The organism is Streptacidiphilus sp. P02-A3a (assembly GCF_014084105.1).
GTDB lineage: Bacteria > Actinomycetota > Actinomycetes > Streptomycetales > Streptomycetaceae > Streptacidiphilus.
In genome coordinates this window covers 5,451,403-5,473,333 of the sequence record NZ_CP048289.1, presented here as the reverse complement: position 1 = coordinate 5,473,333, position 21,931 = coordinate 5,451,403, and the positions used below count along the sequence as shown (strand labels likewise).

At 75.8% G+C, this 21,931-nt stretch carries 2 protein-coding genes; both read left to right on the top strand.

Features of this window, described 5'->3' with window-relative positions:
• Positions 1-8 precede the first annotated feature (8 nt).
• The gene (locus tag GXP74_RS23530) at positions 9-11,699 is read left to right on the top strand and encodes a type I polyketide synthase (RefSeq protein ID WP_182453229.1); all 11,691 of its coding nucleotides are present in this window, start codon (positions 9-11) and stop codon (positions 11,697-11,699) included.
• A 43-nt stretch (positions 11,700-11,742) separates the two neighbouring features.
• A complete protein-coding gene (locus GXP74_RS23525) occupies positions 11,743-21,924 on the top strand; it encodes a type I polyketide synthase (protein WP_225448134.1) in 10,182 nt (3,393 codons plus the stop codon).
• Positions 21,925-21,931 lie beyond the last annotated feature (7 nt).

Sequence of the window (21,931 nt, the reverse complement as noted above, 5' to 3'; positions counted from 1 at the left end):
GACGAGCGATGGTGAATGACGACAGGCTGCGCGAATACCTCAAGCGGGTCACCGCCGACCTGCACCGCACCAGGCAGCGGCTGAGCGAGGCCGAGGCCGGGCCCCGGGAGCCGATCGCGATCGTAGCGATGAGCTGCCGCTACCCCGGCGCGGTCAGCTCACCGGAGGACCTGTGGCGGCTGGTCGCGAGCGGCACCGACGCCATCACCGCCTTCCCCGACGACCGCGGCTGGGACCTGGACGCGCTGGACGACCCGGACCAGCTGCGGTCCGGCACCAGCTACGCCGTCGAGGGCGGATTCCTGGACCGCATCGGGGAGTTCGACCCGGCCTTCTTCGGGATCTCGCCGCGCGAGGCGCTCGCCATGGACCCGCAGCAGCGGCTGCTGCTGGAGACCGGCTGGGAGGCGTTCGAGCGCGCGGGCATCGACCCGGCGTCGCTGCGCGGCAGCCGCACCGGGGTCTTCGCGGGCGTCATGTACCAGGACTACGCGGTACGCCTGCGCCAGGTGCCGGACGACGTGGCGGGCTACCTCGGCAGCGGCAGCTCCGACAGCGTGGCCTCCGGCCGGATCGCCTACACCTTCGGCCTGGAGGGGCCCACCGTCAGCGTGGACACCGCCTGCTCCTCCTCCCTGGTCGCGATCCACCTGGCCTGCCAGGCGCTGCGGCTGGGCGAGTGCACGCTGGCCCTGGCGGGCGGCGCGATGGTGATGTCCACGCCGGTCCCGTTCGTGGAGATGAGCCGCCAGGGCGGCCTGGCCCGGGACGGCCGCTGCAAGTCCTTCTCGGCGCGGGCCGACGGCACCGGCTGGGGCGAGGGCGTGGGGATGCTGCTGCTGGAACGCCTCTCCGAGGCCCGCCGCCACCGGCACCCGGTACTGGCGCTGGTCCGGGGCTCCGCGGTGAACCAGGACGGCGCCAGCAGCCGCCTGACCGCGCCCAACGGCCCGGCCCAGCAGCGGGTGATCCGGCAGGCGCTGGCCGCCGCCGGGCTGACACCGCCCGAGGTGGACGTGGTCGAGGCGCACGGCACCGGCACGCCGCTGGGCGACCCGATCGAGGCGCAGGCGCTGCTCGCCACCTACGGCAGCGGACGCCCGGCCGGACAGCCGCTGCTGCTGGGCTCGCTGAAGTCCAACATCGGACACACCCAGGCGGCGGCCGGGGTGGGCGGGGTGATCAAGACCGTGCTCGCCATGCGGCACGGCGTGGTCCCGCCGACCCTGCACGCCGAGCAGCCCTCGCCGCAGGTGGACTGGGAGTCCGGCGCGGTCCGGCTGGTCACCGAGGCGGAGCCCTGGCCGCGAACGGGCCGCCCGCGTCGGGCGGCGGTCTCCTCCTTCGGCGTCAGCGGCACCAACGGGCACGTGGTGCTGGAACAGGCCCCACCGGAGCCCGACACCCCGGAGCCCGACCCCTCGGCGACCGGCACCCCGGCGACGGTCCTGCCCTGGCTGCTCTCGGCCCGCACCGGCGACGCCCTGCGGGCCCAAGCCGCGCTGCTGCGCGCGCGGTTGGACGCCGAGCCGGAGCCGCACCCGGCGGACGTCGGCCACGCGCTGGCGACCACCCGGGGCGCCCACGAACACCGGGCGGTGCTGATCGGCACCGGGACCGAGGACTTTCGCCGCGCACTGGACGCGCTGGCGGCGGACACGGCCGATCCGGGCCTGCTGCGCGGAAGCGCCGGGCCGGGCGGCGAGCCGGTGCTGGTGTTCCCCGGGCAGGGCTCGCAGTGGGACCGGATGGCCGTCCAACTGCTGGACAGCTCACCGGTGTTCGCCGCCCGCGTGGCCGAGTGCGAGCAGGCGCTCGCCCCCTTCGTTGACTGGTCGCTGACCGCCGTGCTGCGCAATGAAATTGACGCGCCGTCACTGGAGCGGGTGGACGTGGTCCAGCCGGTGCTGTTCGCGGTGATGGTGTCGCTGGCCGCGCTCTGGCGCGGCTACGGCGTGGTGCCCGGCGCGGTGGTCGGCCACTCGCAGGGCGAGATCGCGGCGGCCTGCGTCGCGGGCGCGCTGTCACTGCGGGACGCGGCCCGGGTGGTCGCCCTGCGCAGCCGGGCCCTGCGGGCGCTCTCCGGAGCCGGAGGCATGGCCTCGGTGGCGCTCCCGGCCGCGCGGGTACGGGAGTTGATCGCCCCCTGGGGCGAGCGGCTGTCGGTCGCGGCGGTCAACGGGCCCGCGTCCACGGTGGTCTCCGGCGACGCGTCGGCGCTGGCGGAACTGCTCCGGTCCGCCGGCGAACGCGGCGAACGCATCCGCGAGATCCCGGTGGACTACGCCTCGCACAGCGCCCAGGTCGAGCAGATCGAGAAGCAACTCCAGGCCGATCTAGCCGAGGTGACACCACGTCAGTCGCAGATCCCGTTCTACTCGACGGTCACCGGCGGGCTGCTCGACACCACCGCGCTGGACGCCGACTACTGGTACCGGAACCTGCGCCGCACCGTCGAGTTCGAGCGGACGACCCAGGCGCTGCTGGCCGACGGCTACCGGGTGCTGCTGGAGTGCAGCCCGCACCCGGTGCTCACCGTCGGCGCGCTGGAGACCGCCGAGGCCGCCGGGAGCGACGCGACCGCGGTCGGCACGCTGCGCCGCGGCGAGGGCGGCCCGGACCGGATCGCCCGGGCCCTGGCCGAACTGCACCTGGCCGGGGCCCGCATCGACTGGGACGCGGTGTACTCCGGCCGTCCGGGCGGCAGGGTGGAGTTGCCGACCTACCCCTTCCAACGGCAGCGCTACTGGCTGGAGGACGGCGCGGAACCGGCCGCCGACGTGGCCTCGGCCGGGCTGGCGCCCGCCGGACACCCGCTGCTCGGCGCGGTGATCGCGTTGGCCGACGCGGACGGGCTGCTGCTCACCGGCAGGCTCTCGGTCCAGAGCCACCCCTGGCTGGCCGACCACGCGGTCCGGGGCGGCGTACTGCTGCCCGGCACCGCGCTGCTGGAGCTGGCCTTCCAGGCGGGGGACCGCGTCGGCCGCACCCGGGTCGAGGAACTGACCCTGGAGGCGCCGCTGCTGCTGCCGGAACGCGGCGGGGTCATGCTGCGGCTCTCGGTGGGGGCGCCGGACCCGCAGGGCGGACGCCCGTTCAGCCTGCACGCCCGGCCGGACAGCCCCGACGCGGACGAGCAGTGGACCCGCCACGCGAGCGGCACGCTCTCCCGACCGCAGCCCGCCGCGCCACCGGTCGGACCAGCTGTCCCACCGGCCGCCGAGGCCGAGGCCTGGCCGCCGCCCGGCGCCACCCCGATCGAGCTGGACGGCCTGTACCAGCGCTTCGCCGAGGGCGGCTTCGACTACGGCCCGGCCTTCCAGGGCCTGCGCGCGGCCTGGCGGCGCGGCCCGGAGGTGTTCGCCGAGGCGGCGCTGCCGGAGGCACAGCGGCGCGACGCCGGACGCTTCGGCCTGCACCCGGCGCTGCTGGACGCGGCCCTGCACGCGACCGGCCTGGCGGCCGACGAGACCTCGGGCGGACGGCTGCCGTTCGCCTGGGGCGGCGTCACCCTGCACGCCACCGGCGCGGCGGTGCTGCGGGTCCGGCTCACCCCGGTCGGCCGCGACACCTTCGCGATCCGGGCCACCGACCCCGCCGGTCGCCCGGTGGCGACCGCCGAATCGCTGGTGCTGCGGCCCGCCCCCGAGGGGCAGTTCGGCACCGGCCGCACCGAGTCGCTGTTCGAGGTCGCCTGGCTGCCGCTGCCGCTGCCGCTGCCGCTGCCGCCGACCACCGCCGGTCCGGCGCTCCCGCTCCGCACCGACCTGGCGGCGCTGCTCGCGGACGTCGACGCGGGCGCGCCCGTACCGGAGCTGGTGCTGCTCGCCTGCGACCGCCCCGACGCACCGGCCCCGGCCGTGCACCGCGCGCTCGCGGCGGTCCGCGGCTGGCTGGCCGACCCCCGCTTCGAGCGCTCCCGGCTGGTCTTCCTCACCCGGGGCGGGGTGACCGTGCCCGGGGACGAGGTGCTGCCCGAGCCGGGCCAGGGCGCGGTCTGGGGCCTGGTCCGGTCGGCGCAGACGGAACACCCCGGCCGCTTCACGCTGCTGGACCTGGACGACCCGGACCACCCGTCGTCGGCCGCCGCGCTCACCACCGGAGAGCCGCAACTCGCCCTGCGCGGTGGGCGGATCCTGGTCCCGAGCCTGGCCCGGGTCCCGGGCGGGGCAGCGGCGGCGCCCGGCCTCGACCCGGAGGGAACGGTGCTGGTCACCGGCGGGACCGGGCTGCTGGGCGGCCATGTCGCCCGCCGCCTGGTCACCGCGCACGGCGTCCGGCGGCTGCTGCTGCTCTCCCGGAGCGGTCCGGCCGCCGAGGGCGCCGAGCGGTTGCGGGCGGAACTGGCCGCACTGGGCGCGGACGTCCGGATCGCGGCCTGCGACGCGGCCGACCGCTCGGCGCTGGCCGCGCTGCTGGCCGGGCTGCCGCCGGAACACCCGCTGACCGCCGTGGTGCACACGGCCGGTGCCCTGGACGACGGCGTCGTCACCGCGCTCACCCCGGACCGGCTGGAAGCGGTGCTGCGGCCCAAGCTGGTGGCCGCGCTGAACCTGCACGAACTGACCCGTGAGCTGGACCTGGCCGCCTTCGTGCTGTTCTCCTCGGCCGCCGGGACCTTCGGCGGCCCCGGTCAGGCCAACTACGCGGCGGCCAACGCCGCCCTGGACGCCCTCGCCCTGCTCCGCCGTGCCCAGGGCCTGCCGGGACAGTCCCTGGCCTGGACGCTCTGGGCCCAGCGCAGCGCGCTGACCAGCAGCCTCGACGACGCGGACGTGCGCCGCCTGGCGCGCTCCGGGATGCCGCCGCTCAGCACCGAGCAGGGGCTGGCCCTGTTCGACGCGGCGCTGACGACCGACCGGGCGACCCTGGTGCTGGCCCGGCTGGACACCGGCGCGCTCCGGGCCGGGGCAGCCGCCGGAACGCTGCCCCCGCTGCTGCGCGGCCTGGTCCGGGCCCCGCTGCGGCCGGTCGCTTCGCTCGCCTCGGCCGCGGACGGCACCGCTGACGGCAGCGAGCTCCAGCGGCGGCTGGCCGCCCTCGACCGGCCGGGGCAGCTGCGGCTGCTGCTCGACCTGGTCCGCAGGCAGGCGGCGGACGTCCTCGGGCACCCCTCACCGGACGCGCTGGAGGCGGCCCGGGCCTTCCGCGACCTCGGGTTCGACTCGCTGGCCTCGGTGGAGCTGCGCAACCGGCTGACCGCCGCGACCGGCCTGCGGCTCCCGGCCGGTCTGGTCTTCGACCACCCCACCCCCGCCGTCCTGGCGGAACACCTGCGCCTGGAATTGACGAACAGTCAGAAAGACTCTCCGGAAAGGCAACCGGCGGCGGATCCGGCAGCAGGGGAAGACGGTGACCCGATCGCGATCGTCGCCATGTCCTGCCGGTTCCCCGGTGGTGTCCGCTCGCCCGAGGACCTGTGGCGGCTGGTCGCCTCCGGCTCCGACGGCATCGCCGACTTCCCGACCGACCGCGGCTGGCCGTTGGACGAGCTGTACGACCCCGACCCGGCGGCCGGTCCCGGTACCTCGATCACCCGGCAGGGCGGATTCCTCTACGACGCCGCCGAGTTCGACGCGGAGTTCTTCGGCATCTCGCCGCGCGAGGCGCTGGCGATGGACCCGCAGCAGCGGTTGCTGCTGGAGGCGGCCTGGGAGGTGTTCGAGCGAGCCGGGATCGACCCGGCCGAGCTGCGCGGCGACCCGGTCGGCGTCTTCGTCGGCCTGATGCAACAGGACTACGCGGCACGGCTGCTGCCGTACATCCCGGAGGACGTCGAGGGCTTCCTCGGCACCGGCAACTCCGGCAGCATCGTCTCCGGGCGGCTGGCCTACTTCTTCGGCCTGGAGGGTCCGGCGGTCACCGTCGACACCGCCTGCTCCTCCTCGCTGGTGGCGCTGCACCTGGGAGTCCGCGCGCTGCGCTCCGGCGAGTGCACGATGGCACTGACCGGCGGCGTCAACGTGATGTGCAGCCCGGAGCTCTTCGTGGAGTTCAGCCGTCAGGGCGGCCTCGCCCCCGACGGCCGCTGCAAGCCCTTCGCCGACGCCGCCGACGGCACCGGCTTCGGCGAGGGCGTGGGCGTACTGCTGCTGGAACGGCTGTCGGACGCCCGGCGCAAGGGGCATCCGGTACTCGCGCTGGTGCGCGGCTCGGCGGTGAACCAGGACGGCGCGAGCAACGGCCTGACCGCCCCCAACGGCCCCTCGCAGCAGCGGGTGATCCGGGCGGCGCTGGCGGACGCCGGACTCAGCGGCGCCGAGGTCGACCTGGTCGAGGGCCACGGCACCGGAACCCGCCTCGGCGACCCGATCGAGGCCGAGGCACTGTTGGCGACGTATGGTCAGAAACGGTCCGAGGCAAACCCGTTGTGGCTCGGCTCACTGAAGTCCAACATCGGCCACAGCTCCGCGGCGGCCGGGGTCGGCGGCGTGATCAAGGCCGTGCTGGCGATGCGGCACGGCGTGATGCCGAAAACCCTGCACGTGGACGCCCCCTCGCCGCAGGTGGACTGGTCGGCCGGGGCGGTGCGGCTGCTCACCGAGGCCCGTCCGTGGGAGGCGGCGGACCGGCCGCGCCGCGCCGGGGTCTCCTCCTTCGGCGTCAGCGGCACCAACGCCCACGTCGTGCTGGAGCAACCCGTCGAGCCGACGGCCACCGCGCGTCCGGTCAGTGCGACCGCCGCCTGGCCGCTGTCGGCCCGGACCCCGGAGGCGCTGCGCGACCAGGCCTCGGCCCTGCTGGCCGCGTTGGCGGCCGAACCGGAGCTCGACCCGGCCGACGTCGGCCACTCCCTCGCCAACGGCCGCTCGTGGCTGGCCCAGCGGGCGACGGCAGTCGGCGACCGAACGCAACTGACTTCGGCGTTGCGTGCGTTGGCCGAGGGACAGCCCGCACCAGGACTGGTGACCGGGGTGGCGGGAACCTCCGGGCGGACCGTGCTGGTCTTTCCCGGGCAGGGCGCGCAGTGGGTGGGCATGGGCTCGGCACTGCTCAGCGGGTCGCCGGTGTTCGCGGAGCGGATCGACGCCTGCGAACGGGCTCTGGCGCCCCACGTGGACTGGTCGTTGACCGAGGTGCTGCGCGACGGAGCGGCGTCGTTGGAGCGGGTGGACGTGGTGCAACCGGTGCTGTGGGCGGTGATGGTGTCGCTGGCCCAGGTGTGGCGCGAGCTGGGGCTGCCGGTGGACGCGGTGGTGGGCCATTCGCAGGGCGAGATCGCGGCGGCCTGCGTGGCGGGGGCACTGTCGTTGCCGGACGCGGCCCGGGTGGTGGCACTGCGCAGCCGGGCGCTGGCGGTGCTCGCGGGCGGTGGCGGCATGGCCTCGGTCGGCCTGCCGGTGGCCGAGGTGGAGGACCTGCTGTCGGACTGGGACGGACGGCTGTCGGTGGCGGCGGTCAACGGCCCGGCGTCGACGGTGGTGTCGGGCGAGGTGGCCGCGGTGCTGGAACTGGTCGGACTGCTGGTCGGCGGCGGGGTGCGGGCCCGGCGGCTCGACGTGGACTACGCCTCGCACTCCGCGCAGGTCGAGCAGATCCGGGAGCGGCTGCTGGCGGACCTGGCCGGGATCACCCCGCGCACCGGCGAGATCCCGCTGTACTCCACGGTGACCGGCGACTGGCTGGACACCACCACCATGGACGCCGGGTACTGGTTCGACAACCTGCGCGGGCGGGTGGCGTTCGAACCTGCCGTCCGCACGCTGCTGGACGAGGGCTTCCGCTTCTTCGTGGAACCCAGCCCGCATCCGGTGCTGACCGTCGGCGTGCAGGAATCCGCCGACGCACTCGGGGTGCCGGTGGTCGCGGTGGGTACGCTGCGGCGCGGCGAGGGCGGCTGGGAGCGGGTGCTGCGGTCGCTGGGCGAGGCCTGGTCGCAGGGCCTGCCGGTGGACTGGTCCCCGGTGTTCCCCGACGCCCGCAGGGTCGACCTGCCCACCTACCGCTTCCAGCACCGCCGCTACTGGCTCGACGTGCCGACCACCAGCTGGGACGTCGCCTCGGCCGGACTCGGCAGCACCGGGCACCCGCTGCTCGGCGCGACACTGGAGGTCGCCGAGTCCGGCGCGCTGCTGCTCAGCGGACGGCTGTCGCTGCGCACCCACCCCTGGCTCGCCGACCACGCCGTCCAGGGCGGCGTGCTGCTGCCCGGCACCGCCTTCCTGGAGTTGGCGCTGCGCGCCGCCGCCGAGGCCGACTGCCCGCAGGTCGAGGAGCTGACGCTGGAGGCACCGCTGCCGGTCCCGGAACAGGGCGCGCTGCGGCTCCAGGTCCGGGTGGACGAACCCGACGCCGACGGACGCCGGGCGCTGAGCGTCTTCGCCAGGCCGCAGCAGCGCCCCGACCAGCCGTGGACCCGGCACGCCCGCGGCACCCTCGCCCCCGCGCCCGCGCCGGTCGCCGGAGCCGGACTGCTGAGCTGGCCCCCGGCCGGAGCCGAACCGGTCCGGGTGGACGACCTCTACCAGCGCTTCGCCGACGCCGGCTACCACTACGGCCCCGCGTTCCAGGGCATCCGCGCCGCCTGGACCCGCGACGGCGAGGTCTTCGCCGAGGTCGCGCTGCCGCAGCCGCAGCACGCCGACGCGGCCGGCTGCGGGGTCCACCCGGCGCTGCTGGACGCCGCGCTGCAGACCGCCGCGCTGCTGCCGGAACAGGACGGCCGCGCCCGGCTGCCGTTCAGCTGGACCGGCGTCACCAGCCACACCACCGGGGCCACCTCGCTCCGGGTCCGGCTCGCCGCCGACGGCGCGGACGCGGTCGCCCTCAGCGTCCACGACCTGGCCGGACAGCCGGTACTCACGGTCGGCTCACTCCTGCTCCGGCCGCTGGCAGCCGGAGCGCCCACCGGGACCGTGGACACCGCTGACCTGCTGTTCGGGCTGGACTGGCTGGACTGGCCGCCCGAGGAGCGGACCGGGGCCGGGGGCGAACCGGCGCCCGACTGGGTGGCCCTCGGTGACGCCGTCCCCGGCACGGTCGGCTGGCCGGACCTGGACGCCCTGCACGCCGAGCGCGGCACCAGTCCGCCGGGCACGGTCGTCGCCGCCTGCCCGACACCCGGACTCGCCGACCCGGCCGACCGGGTCCGCGCCACCGCCCGCGACGGGCTCGCCCTGGTCCGGCGGTGGCTCGCCGACGAGCGGTTCGCCGAGGCCCGGCTGGCGCTGCTCACCAGGAACGCCGTCCGCACCGGCCCGGCCGACGGTCCGGCCGACCCGGCCCAGGCGGCCCTGTGGGGCCTGCTGCGCTCGGCCCAGGCCGAGCACCCGGACCGGTTCCTGCTGCTCGACCTCGACCAACGGGACGACGCCCCGACCCGGCTGCTGCCGACCGCCCTGGCCGGCGGCGAACCGCAGCTGGCGGTACGCGGCGACACCCTGCTGCTGCCCCGGCTGGCCAGGCCGGAACGCGGCGGATCCGACCTGGTGCCGCCGCCGGACCAGCGGGCCTGGCGGCTGGACGGCGGCGGCCGGGGCACGTGGGAGAGCCTGGCGCTGGTCCCGGCCCCGGCCGCCCTGGCGCCGCTGGCCGGAGGTGAGGTGCGGATCGCCGTCCGCGCCGCCGGACTCAACTTCCACGACGTCATCGCCACCCTGGGCCTGGACCCGGACCAGACCGGGCTGGGCAGCGAGGGCGCGGGCGTGGTGCTGGAGGTCGGCCCCGACGTGGCCGACCTGGCCCCCGGCGACCGGGTCATGGGCGTCTTCAGCGGCGCCTTCGGACCGGTCGCGATCGCCGACCGGACCACCATCGCCCCGATGCCCTCCGGCTGGTCCTTCGCCCAGGCTGCCGCCGTGCCGGTGGCGTTCCTCACCGCCTACTACGGCCTGTTCGACCTGGGCGGGCTGCGCGCCGGGGAGTCGGTGCTGATCCACTCGGCGGCCGGGGGAGTCGGCATGGCGGCCGTGCAACTGGCCAGGCACGCCGGGGCCACCGTCCTGGGCACCGCCCAGCCGGCCAAGTGGGGCGTGCTCCGGGCAGCCGGCCTGGACCAGGAGCAGATCGCCTCCACCCGGTCCGTGGACTTCGCCGAGCGGTTCCTGCGGACCACCGGCGGACGCGGGGTGGACCTCGTCCTCGACAGCCTGGCCCGGGAGTTCGTCGACGCCTCGCTGCGGCTGCTGCCCCGGGGCGGGCGGTTCGTGGAGATGGGCAAGACCGACGTCCGCGACCCGGCCGAGGTCGCCGACCGCCACCCGGGCGTCCACTACCGCGCGTTCGACCTGATGGAGGCCGGAGCACGGCGCGTCGGCGAGATGCTCACCGAGATCCTCGACCTGTTCGAGCGGGGTGTGCTCAGCCCGCTGCCGGTCACCGGCTGGGACATCCGCCGGGCGCCGCGCGCCCTGCGCCACCTCAGCCAGGCCCGGGGCACCGGCAAGAACGTGCTGCTGCTCCCGGTCCCGCTGGATCCGGACGGCACGGTGCTGGTCACCGGGGGCACCGGCACCCTCGGTCAACTCCTGGCCCGGCACCTGGTCACCCGGCACGGCGTACGGAACCTGCTGCTCGCCGGGCGACGCGGCGGCACGGCTGACGGCATGTCAACCCTGCTGGCGGAGCTGTCCGAACACGGTGCCCGGGTGACCGTGGCCGGTTGCGACGTGGCCGACCGGGGAGCCCTGGCCGCGCTGCTCGCGGCCGTCCCCGCCGACCATCCGCTGACCGGGGTGGTGCACGTCGCCGGGGTCCTCGACGACGGCCTGGTGGGCGACATGACGCCGGATCAGCTCGATCGGGTGCTGCGGCCCAAGGCCGAGGCCGCGCTGCTGCTGGACGAGCTGACCCGGGACGCCGACCTGGCTGCCTTCGTGCTGTTCTCCTCCGGGGCGGCCCTGTTCGGCGCCGCCGGACAGGCCAACTACGCGGCGGCCAACGCGGTACTGGACGCCCTGGCCACCGAACGGCGGGCGGCGGGACGGCCGGGGGTGTCCATCGGCTGGGGGCTCTGGCAGCAGCGCAGCACGATGACCGCCGGGGTCTCCGGCGGCGCCGGGGCACTGTCCTCGGCGGAGGGGCTGGCGCTGTTCGACGCGGCGCTGCTCGGGCCCGACGCCTACCGACTGGCGGCCAGGATCGACCAGTCCGCGCTGCGCTCGGCCGAACGGCTGCCCTCGGTGCTGCGCGGCCTGCTCCGCCCCGGCCGGGCCCGAACCGCCGCCCCGGCCCTGGCGGTCCGCTCGATGGCCGACCAACTGGCCGTGCTGCCCGAGGCGGAGGCGTACCGGGTGCTGCTGGACCTGGTACGCGGCAGCGCGGCGGCCGTGCTCGGGCACAGCTCACCGGAACTGGTGCGGCCCGCAAGGCCGTTCAAGGAGATCGGGTTCGACTCGCTCACCGGCGTGGAACTGCGCAACCGGCTGACGACCTCGACCGGTCTGCGGTTGCCCGCCGCGCTGGTCTTCGACCACCCCACCCCGGAGGCCCTGGCCCGGCACCTGCTCGCCCGGACCACGGCGGACCGGCCGTCCGCCGAGGCCGCGGTGCTGTCCGAGCTGGACCGGCTGGAGGCGCGCTGGACCGGGCTGCCACCGGACCCGGGCATCCGCGAACAGCTGGCGCAGCGGCTGCGGCAGGCGCTGACCCGGCTGGAGCCCGGCGTCGACCAGGCGCAGCCGCTCTCGGCCGACCGCATCGAGGCAGCCACCGACGACGAGGTATTCGCCTACATCGACCGGCAGTTGGGGATCTCATGAGCCTCGCGTGGACCATTCCCGACGAAGAAGGCGGCGGTGTCCGGTGAACGAGCAGCGGCTGCGCGACTACCTGAACCGAGTGACGATCGACCTACAGCAGACCCGGCAGCGGCTCCAGCAGGCCGAGGCCAGAGCCCGCGAACCGATCGCCGTGGTCTCGATGAGCTGCCGGTTCCCCGGCGGCGTGCGCACCCCGGACGACCTGTGGGAACTGCTGCTGGCCGGTCGGGACACGGTCACCGCCGTCCCCGCGGACCGGGGCTGGCCGACCGCCGGACTGGCGGCCGGCGGGGTCCCCGGACAGGGCGCGTTCATCGACGGCGCGGCCGAGTTCGACCCGGAGTTCTTCGGCATCTCGCCGCGCGAGGCACTGGCGATGGACCCGCAGCAGCGACTGCTGCTGACGACCGCCTGGGAGGCCGTGGAGCAGGCGGGCATCGATCCGCTGACGCTGCGCGGCAGCCGCACCGGGGTGTTCGCGGCGGCGATCGACCAGGGCTACGCCACCCTCGGTGACGATGCGTCAGAGGCCGTGCGGGGCTTCCTGATGACCGGTAACTCGATGAGCGTGATGTCCGGGCGGATCTCCTACGCGCTGGGACTCGAAGGCCCCTCGGTCACCGTGGACACCGCCTGTTCGGCCTCACTGGTGGCGATGCACCTGGCGATGCGGGCGCTGCGGGCCGGCGAGTGCGCGCTGGCACTGACCGGGGGCGTCAGCGTGATGGCGCTGCCCGCCGTGTTCGTGGAGTTCAGCCGCCAGGGTGCGATGTCCGCCGACGGCCGCTGCCGGGCCTTCGCGGCGGCCGCGGACGGCACCGGCTGGGGCGAGGGCGTGGGCATGCTGCTGCTGGAGCGGCTGTCCGACGCCCTGGAGCACGGCCACCCGGTCCTCGCGGTGCTCCGCGGCTCGGCGGTCAACCAGGACGGTGCGAGCAACGGCCTCACCGCCCCCAACGGCCCCTCGCAGCAGCGGGTGATCCGGGCCGCCCTCGCCGACGCGGGACTCACGGCGGGGGAGGTGGACGCGGTGGAGGCGCACGGCACCGGCACCACCCTCGGCGACCCGATCGAGGCCGACGCGCTACTGGCGACGTACGGTCAGGAACGGCCCCCCGCGAGTCCGTTGTGGCTCGGATCGGTGAAGTCCAACATCGGGCACACCCAGGCCGCCGCCGGGGTGGCCGGAGTCATCAAGTCCGTGCTGGCGCTGCGCCACGGCGTACTGCCGCGCACCCTGCACGTCGACCAGCCGACCCCGCACGCGGACTGGTCGGCGGGCGAGGTGCGGCTGCTCACCGAGGCGCGGCCGTGGCCGGAGACCGGTCGGCCGCGCCGGGTCGGGGTGTCCTCCTTCGGCATGAGCGGAACCAACGCCCACCTGCTGCTCGAACAGGCCCCCGAACAGGTCCCGCAGCAGGTCCCGCAGCAGGTCCCGGAGCGGGTCCCGTCGCCGACCGCCCCGGAGCACCACCCGGCCGCGGCCGAGCCCGCGCCGCAGCTGCCCTGGGTGCTGTCCGGCCGCACCGCGAACGCGCTGCGCGAGCAGGCCGCCGCGCTGGCCGTCCGCCTCACCGACGACCCCGGGGCCCGGCCGGAGGACGTCGGGCTCTCGCTGGCCACCACCCGGTCCGCCTTCGACCACCGGGCCGTGGTCCTCGGCGACGGGCGCCCCGCGCTGCTGCGCGGTCTCGCCGCCGTGGCCGCCGGTGACCGGGACGCCGCCGCGGTGGTGACCGGCGACGGCGGCACGGCCGACGGACGCCTGGTGCTGGTGTTCCCCGGCCAGGGCTCGCAGTGGGCCGGGATGGCGCGGGAACTGCTCGACAGCTGCCCGGTCTTCGCCGACCGGATCCACGACTGCGCCGCCGCCCTCGCCCCGCACACCGACTGGTCGCTGGTCTCACTACTGCGCAACGGAGCTGACGCTCCGTCACTGGAGCGGGTGGACGTGGTGCAGCCCGCGCTGTTCGCGGTGATGGTGTCGCTGGCCGCGCTCTGGGAGTCCTGGGGGGTCCGGCCGGACGCGGTGGTCGGCCACAGCCAGGGCGAGATCGCCGCCGCCGTGGTCGCCGGGGCGCTCACGCTGGCGGACGGCGCCAAGGTGGTGGCGCTGCGCAGCCGCGCCCTGTGCGACCTGGCCGGTGACGGCGGCATGGTCTCGCTGGCGCTGTCCGAGGAGCAGGCGCTGGCCGAGATCGCCCCCTGGGCCGAGCGGCTGTCGGTGGCCGCCGTCAACGGACCGGCGGCGGTAGTGGTCTCCGGTGAGCCCCAGGCCCTCGCCGAGCTGCTCGCCCGCTGCGCGTCGGCCGGGACCAGGGCCCGCCGGATCGAGGTGGACTACGCCTCGCACTCGGCCCAGGTGGAGCGGATCCGGCCGCGGTTGCTGGCGGCCCTGGCCGACGTCCGCCCGCGCGCCGGACAGCTGCCGCTGCTCTCCACCGTCACCGGCGACTGGCTGGACACGGCCACCATGGACGCCGGGTACTGGTTCCGCAACCTGCGGCAGACCGTCCAGTTCGGCGCCGCCGTCCGCTCACTGCTGGAACAGCAGCACGGGGTGTTCCTGGAGGTGTCGCCGCACCCGGTGCTCACCGTGCCGATCCAGGACGCCGCCGAGGCCGCCGAGTCCGCCGGGGCGGCACCCGGCGGCGCGCTGGTGGTCGGCACCCTGCGGCGCGAGGACGGCGGCCCGCGCCGCGCGCTGACCTCGGCCGCCGAGCTGTGGGTCGGCGGCGTGGCCGTGGACTGGTCAGCGGTGTTCGCCGGATCCGGCGCCCGCCGGATCGGCCTGCCCAGCTACCCGTTCCAGACCCGGCGCTACTGGCTGGAGCCGAAGCCGGAGCGGGCCCAGGAGGCCGACGCCGCTGACAGCGCCTTCTGGCAGCTGGTCGAGGACGGGGACCTCGCCCGGGCCGCCGACGGCCTGGCCGTCGACGCCGAACCGCTCGGCCGGGTGCTACCGGCCCTGCGCGGCTGGCGGCAGCGCCGACGCGAGGCCTCGGTGATCGACTCCTGGCGCTACCGGATCAGCTGGCAGCCCCTGCCGGAGCCGCCCGCCGTCACCCTCGGCGGGGTCTGGCTGGTGGTACTGCCCACCGGGCACGACCAGGACGAGCGGGTGCTCGGGCCGGTCCGGGCCCTGGCCGAGCTGGGCGCCGAGACGGTGCTGGTCGAACTCGGCGCCGCCGACACCGCCCGCGAGGTGCTGGCCGGGACCGTCGCCGGGGCACTGGCGGGCCGCACCCCGGCCGGGGTGCTGTCGCTGCTGGCGGTGGACGACCTGCCGCACCCGCTCCACCCCGCGCTGCCCGCCGGGGCCGCGCTGACCGTCGCGCTCATCCAGGCCCTGGGCGACCTGGGCACCGGCGCTCCGCTCTGGTGCGCCACCAGCGGAGCCGTGTCCACCGGCGCCGACGATCCGGTCACCGACCCGGCCCAGGCACTGATCTGGGGAACCGGCCTGGTCGCGGCACTGGAGGCGCCCGGACGCTGGGGCGGACTGCTCGACCTGCCGCCGGAACTCGACGCCCGGGCCCGGGCCCGGCTCGGGGCCGCGTTGGCCGGTGGCGCGGGCAGCGCCGAGGACCAGCTGGCGCTGCGCCCCGGCGGCCTGCTCGCCCGCCGCCTCAGCAGGGCCCCGCGGACGTCCGACGGCGGCCCCAGCTGGAAGCCGCGCGGCACCGTGCTGCTGACCGGCGGCACCGGCGCGGTCGGACCCCACCTCGCCCGCTGGTTGGCCCGCGGCGGCGCCCGGCACCTGGTGCTGCCCGGACGGCGCGGCCCGGATGCGCCCGGAGCCGCCGAACTCACCGCCGAACTCGGCGCGCTGGGCGTCCGACTCTCCTACCCGCGCTGTGATCTGACGGCCCATGAGGAAGTCGAGCGGCTGCTGGCCGACCTCGACGCCGAGGGTGATCCGGTCACCGCCGTGGTCCACGCCGCCGCGTTCATCGCGCTCGCGCCGCTGGCGAGCACCCCGATCGACGCCTTCGAGCGGATCGTCGCCGCCAAGGCCGCCGGAGCCGGGCACCTGGACGCCCTGCTCAACCGCGAACTGGACGCCTTCGTGCTGTTCTCCTCGATCGCCGGGGTCTGGGGCAGCGGAAACCACGCCGCCTACGCGGCGGCCAACGCCTACCTGGACGCGCTCGCCCAGCACCGCCGCGCCCGGGGCCTGACCGCGACCACCGTGGACTGGGGCGTCTGGCAGGCCGAGAACCCCTGGCAGGAGCGGATCGCGGGGGAGGACGCCGACCTGTTCAAGCTCGAACGCCACGGCCTGCCCCGGATCGCCCCCGAACTCGCCGTCGCCGCCCTGCAACAGGTCCTCGACGACGACGAGACGGTGATCGCGGTCGCCGACATCGACTGGGAGCGGTTCACGGCGGTGTTCACCTCGGCCCGACCCAGCCGACTGATCACCGGCGTGCCCGAGGTACGCCGGATCCAGCGGGCGCAGCCGACCGACGCGGACACCCCGGACGCGCCCGCCGCCGCCCTCCTGCGCGGGCAACTGGCCGGGCTCGGCCCGGCCGACCGGCAGCGGCTGCTGCTCGACCTGGTCCGCACCCATGCGGCGCTGGTGCTCGGCCACGGCTCGCCGGACGCCGTCCGCCCGGGCAGGGCTTTCCAGGACCTCGGCTTCGCCTCGCTGACGGCGGTGGAACTGCGCAACCGGCTGAACACCGCCACCGGCCTGCGGCTGCCGTCCACCCTCATCTATGACTATCCGTCAGCGCAGTTGCTGGCCAAGCGAATCGAGTCGGAACTGCTGGGTGTCGAGGAGCAGCCCGCCGAGCTCGGACCGGTCGCCGCGGTCGCGGACGAGCCGATCGCCGTCGTAGCCATGGCCTGCCGCTTCCCGGGCGGCACGGACACTCCGGAGGCGCTGTGGCGGCTGCTGGCCGAGGGCGGCGAGGTGATCTCCGAGTTCCCCGCCGACCGGGGCTGGAACCTGGACGAGCTGTACGACCCGGACCCGGACCGACCCGGCACCGCGACCACCCGGTTCGGTGGGTTCCTGCACGACGCGGCCGAGTTCGACGCGGAGTTCTTCGGCATCTCGCCGCGCGAGGCGCTGGCGATGGACCCGCAGCAGCGGCTGCTGCTGGAGACCAGCTGGGAGGCCGCCGAACGGGCCGGGATCGATCCGCTGGCCCTGCGCGGCAGCCGTACCGGCGTCTTCACCGGCGTCAACTACGCCGACTACGCGGCCGTGGCGGCGCAGGCCGCCCAGGGCGAGGGGCATCTGCTCACCGGTAGCGCGCCGAGCGTCGTCTCCGGCCGGGTCGCCTACACCCTCGGCCTGGAGGGCCCGGCGGTCACCGTCGACACCGCCTGCTCCTCCTCGCTGGTGGCGCTGCACCTCGCGGGCCAGGCGCTGCGCGGCGGCGACTGCACCCTGGCCCTGGTCGGCGGGGTGGCGGTGATGGCCACCCCGGGCGCCATCGTCAGCTTCTCCCGGCAGCGCGGCCTGGCGGCCGACGGCCGCTGCAAGGCCTTCGCCGAGGCCGCCGACGGCATGGGCATGGGCGAGGGCGCGGGGGTCCTGCTGCTGGAACGGCTGTCGGACGCGCGCCGCAACGGCCATCCGGTACTGGCGCTGGTGCGCGGCTCGGCGGTGAACCAGGACGGCGCCAGCAACGGCCTCTCGGCGCCGAACGGCCCCTCGCAGCAGCGGGTGATCCGGGCCGCGCTGGCCAACGCCGGACTCACCGCCGCCGAGGTGGACGTGGTCGAGGCGCACGGCACCGGCACCACCCTGGGCGACCCGATCGAGGCCCAGGCCCTGCTCGCGACCTACGGTCAGCAGCGGCCACCGGAGCGCCCGGTGCTGGTCGGCTCACTGAAGTCGAACATCGGCCACACCCAGGCCGCCTCCGGCGTCGCCGGGGTGATCAAGACGGTGCTGGCCCTGCGCCACGGCCAGGTCCCGGCCACCCTGCACGTCGACCGGCCGTCCAGTCACGTCGACTGGACCCGCGGCTCGCTGGCCCTGGCCACCGAACTCCAGCCCTGGCCCGACCACGGGCATCCGTTCCGGGCCGGGGTGTCCTCCTTCGGCCTGAGCGGCACCAACGTCCACGTGATCCTGGAACAGGCGCCCACGCCGGAGCCGGCGACGCCCGCAACCCCCGTACCGGCAGTGCCCTGGCCGCTGTCGGCCCGCAACCCGCGGGCGCTGCGGGACCTCGCCGACCGGCTGCGCCGCCGACTCGACACCCGACCCGACACCGAGCCGCGGGACGTCGGCCTGTCGCTGACCGCCCGCACCGCCTTCGACAGCCGGGCCGTACTCGTCGGCGATCGCGAGCAACTGCTCGGCGGACTGGCCCGGCTGGCCGAGAACCACCCGCTGATGGACAGTCAACTCATTGAGGGCAAGTCGGTACTGGTGTTCCCGGGACAGGGCTCGCAGTGGCTGGGGATGGGCAGGGCGCTGCTGGACGAGTCGTCGGTCTTCGCGGCACGCATCGCCGCGTGCGAACAGGCGCTGGCGCCCTATGTGGACTGGTCGTTGACGACGGTGCTGCGTGACCGGGCAGGCGTCGGCCTGCTGGGCCGGGTGGACGTGGTGCAGCCGGTGCTGTGGGCGGTGATGGTGTCGCTGGCCGAGGTGTGGCGCGGGCTGGGCCTGGTGGCGGACGCGGTGGTGGGGCACTCGCAGGGGGAGATCGCGGCGGCCTGCGTGGCGGGCGCGCTGACCCTGGCGGACGCGGCGCGGGTGGTGGCGCTGCGCAGCCGGGCCCTGGCGGTGCTCGCGGGCGGCGGCGGGATGGCCTCGGTCCTGCTGCCCCGCACCGAGGTCGAGGAGCTGGTGCGGAGCCGACCCGGACTGTCGGTGGCGGCGGTGAACGGTCCGGCGTCGACCGTGGTGTCCGGCACGGTGGCCGCGGTCGAGGGAGTGGTGGCCGAGCTGCTGGCGCGCGGGGTGCGCGCGCAACTGATCGACGTGGACTACGCCTCGCACTCGGCGCAGGTGGAGCAGATCCGGGAACGCCTGCTGGCGGAGTTGCGCGGGATCACACCCAGGACCGGCGAGGTACCGCTGTTCTCGACGGTGACCGGTGACTGGCTGGACACGACCACGATGGACGCCGGGTACTGGTTCCGCAACCTGCGGCAGACGGTGCGCTTCGAGGAGGCGGTACGGAGCCTGCTGGACCAGGACTTCCGCTTCTTCGTGGAGCCCAGCCCGCACCCGGTGCTGACGACCGGGGTGCAGGAGTCGGCGGACGCGCTGGGCCTGCCGGTGGCCGCGCTGGGGACGCTGCGGCGCGGCGAGGGCGGCTGGGAGCGGGTGCTGCGCTCGGTCGGCGAGGGGTGGTCCAGGGGGTTGCCGGTGGACTGGGCCCCGGCCCTCCCCGGGGCGCGGCGGATCGACCTGCCCACCTACCCCTTCCAACACCGGCGCTACTGGCCGCAGCCGGGAACCGGTTCGCACGGCGGGCTGCTCGCGGCCGGTCTCGACGCGGCGGACCATCCGCTGCTCGGCGCGGCGCTGGAGGTCGCCGAGACCGGCGAACTGGTGCTGAGTGGACGGCTGTCGCTGCGCACCCAGCCCTGGCTGGCCGACCACCGGGTGTCGGACGTCGTACTGCTGCCCGGCGCGGCCTTCGTCGAGCTGGCGGTCCGCGCCGCCGACGAGGCGGGCTGCCCGGTGGTCGAGGAACTGACGCTGCAGGCACCGCTGTTGCTGCCGTCGGACGGCGCGGTCCGGCTGCAACTACGGGTCGGTGCGGCGGACGCCGACGGCCGTCGTCCGCTCGATCTCTTCTCCCGGCGCGAGGACGCCACCGGCCCGGAGTGGACCCCGCACGCCACCGGCCTGCTCGGCCCCGACCCGGGCGCCGACGCCCCGCCCGCACCGGAGGCGGACGTCTGGCCGCCGACCGGGGCCGTACCGATCCCGGTCGCCGCCCTCTACGAACGCTTCGCCGAGTCCGGCTACGGCTACGGCCCGGCCTTCCAGGGCCTGCGCGCCGCCTGGCGACGCGGCAGCGAGATCTTCACGGAGGTGCGGCTGCCGCAGGAGCAGCAACCGGGCGCCTCCGGCTACGGGCTTCACCCGGCCCTGCTGGACGCCGCCCTGCACGGCCTGTGGCTGGCCCCGCGGACGGGAACCGGGGGGCGACTCGGCGCCGGGACCGCCGGGCTGCCGTTCTCCTGGAGCGGCGTCAGGCTCCACGCCTCGGGCGCCGGGACCCTGCGGGTCCGGCTGGACTACGGCGAGGACGGCAACGTGTCGATCCACGCCGGCGACCCGGAGGGACACCAGGTGCTCTCGGTAAGGGAGTTGGCGGTGCGCCCGATCGATCTCGACGCGCTGCGCACGGCGGGTGCGAGCGTGGAGGGCGCCGACTCGCTGTTCCGGCCGGACTGGATGGCCCTCCCCCCGGCAGGGCAGCGGGCCCCCTCGCCCCGCACCGCCTCCATCGCGGCTGACGGGTACGTGGATCTCGACGAGCTGTCCGCGGCCGTCGAACGGGGCACGCCACGACCCGAGGTGGTCCTGGCAACCGTGGGAGGCGCTACGGCTGACGCGGTATCAGTCCGGGACGAGGTCCAACGGGTGCTGCGGCTGATCCAGGACTGGCTGGCCGACTCCGGCTGGGAGGACACCCGACTGGTCGTCCTCACCCGGCACGCCGTGGCCACCGGCGCCGGAGAGGGGGTCGCCGACCTAGCGGGCGCGGCGGTGCGCGGACTCGTCCGCTCGGCCCAGTCCGAACACCCGGACCGGTTCCTGCTGCTGGACGTGGACGACCCGGCGGCCCTGCCGCCCTGCCTGCCCGAGCTGCTGGCCCATCCGCAGGAGCCGCAACTCGCGCTGCGGTCCGGCGGATTGCTCGCCGCCCGGCTGGTCCGGGCCACCCCCGTTGCCGCCTCGCCTGCCGCCTCGACGCCGACGCTGGACCCGAGGGGCACGGTACTGGTGACCGGCGCGGGCGGGGTGCTCGGCGGACTGACGGCCCGTCATCTCGTGCTGCGGCACGGCGCCCGACAGCTGCTGCTGGCCAGTAGGCGCGGCGCGGACGCTCCGGGAATGCCCGCCCTGGTGGCCGAACTCAGCCAGCTGGGTGCCTCGGTGACCGTGGCGAGCTGTGACGCCGCAGACCGGGCGGCACTGGCCGCGCTGCTGGCGGCGGTCCCGCCCGAGCATCCGCTCACCGCCGTCGTCCATGCCGCCGGGGTACTGGACGACGGACTGATCCAGTCACTGACACACCATCAACTCCAAGAAGTCCTGCGGCCCAAGGTCGACGCGGCGCTGAACCTGCACGAGCTGACCCGGGGCCTGGACCTGTCCGCGTTCGTGCTGTTCTCGTCGGCATCCGCCACCGTCGGCAACCCGGGTCAGGGCAACTACGCCGCCGCCAACGCGTTCCTGGACGCCCTGGCCCAGCAGCGCCGGGCCCAGGGGCTGCCCGGGCAGTCCCTGGCCTGGGGCCTGTGGGCGCAGCGCAGCGAGATGACCGGCGCCCTCGGTGACGACGGGCTGCGTCGGATGGCCAGGAGCGGCACCGGCGCGCTGTCCACGGAGGCCGGGCTGGCGCTGTTCGACGCCGCCCTGGCCTCGGGCGAACCGCTGCTGGTCCCGGTCAGACTCGACCTGGCCCGGCTGCGGGCCGGGGCGCGCACCGCGCCGGTCCCGGCGCTGCTGTCGCGGCTGGTCCGCGGCGGCCCCCGGCGTCCGGACGCCGGGGCGGACGCCGCCGACACCGGCTCGCTGCGCCGCCGACTGTCCGGGCTCGGCCCGCAGGAGCGCCGCGCCGCCCTGCTCGACCTGGTACGCGGCCGGGTGGCGGAGGTGCTCGGTCACGGCAGCGCCGACGCGGTGGACCCGGAGCGGGCCTTCAAGGAGCTCGGGTTCGACTCGCTGACCTCGGTCGAGCTGCGCAACCGGCTGAACGCCGCCACCGGCCTGCGGCTGCCCGCCACCCTGGTCTTCGACCAGCCCACCCCGGCCGCCGTCGCCGAGCACCTGGCCGAGCGGCTGCAACCCGGTGACCCGCCGTCCCCGGCCGGACCCGGGGACCAGGAGGTCCGCCGGCTGCTGGCCTCGGTCACCCCGGCCGAGCTGCGCCGCGCCGGACTGCTGGACGCGCTGCTGCGGCTCACCGACCGCCGCCCCGCCGCCCCGGCGGAGCCGGTGCCGGACATCGGCGGGATGGCCGTGGTCGACCTCGTCCGGATGGCCTTGGACGGCAGCCGTGACTGATCCAGCG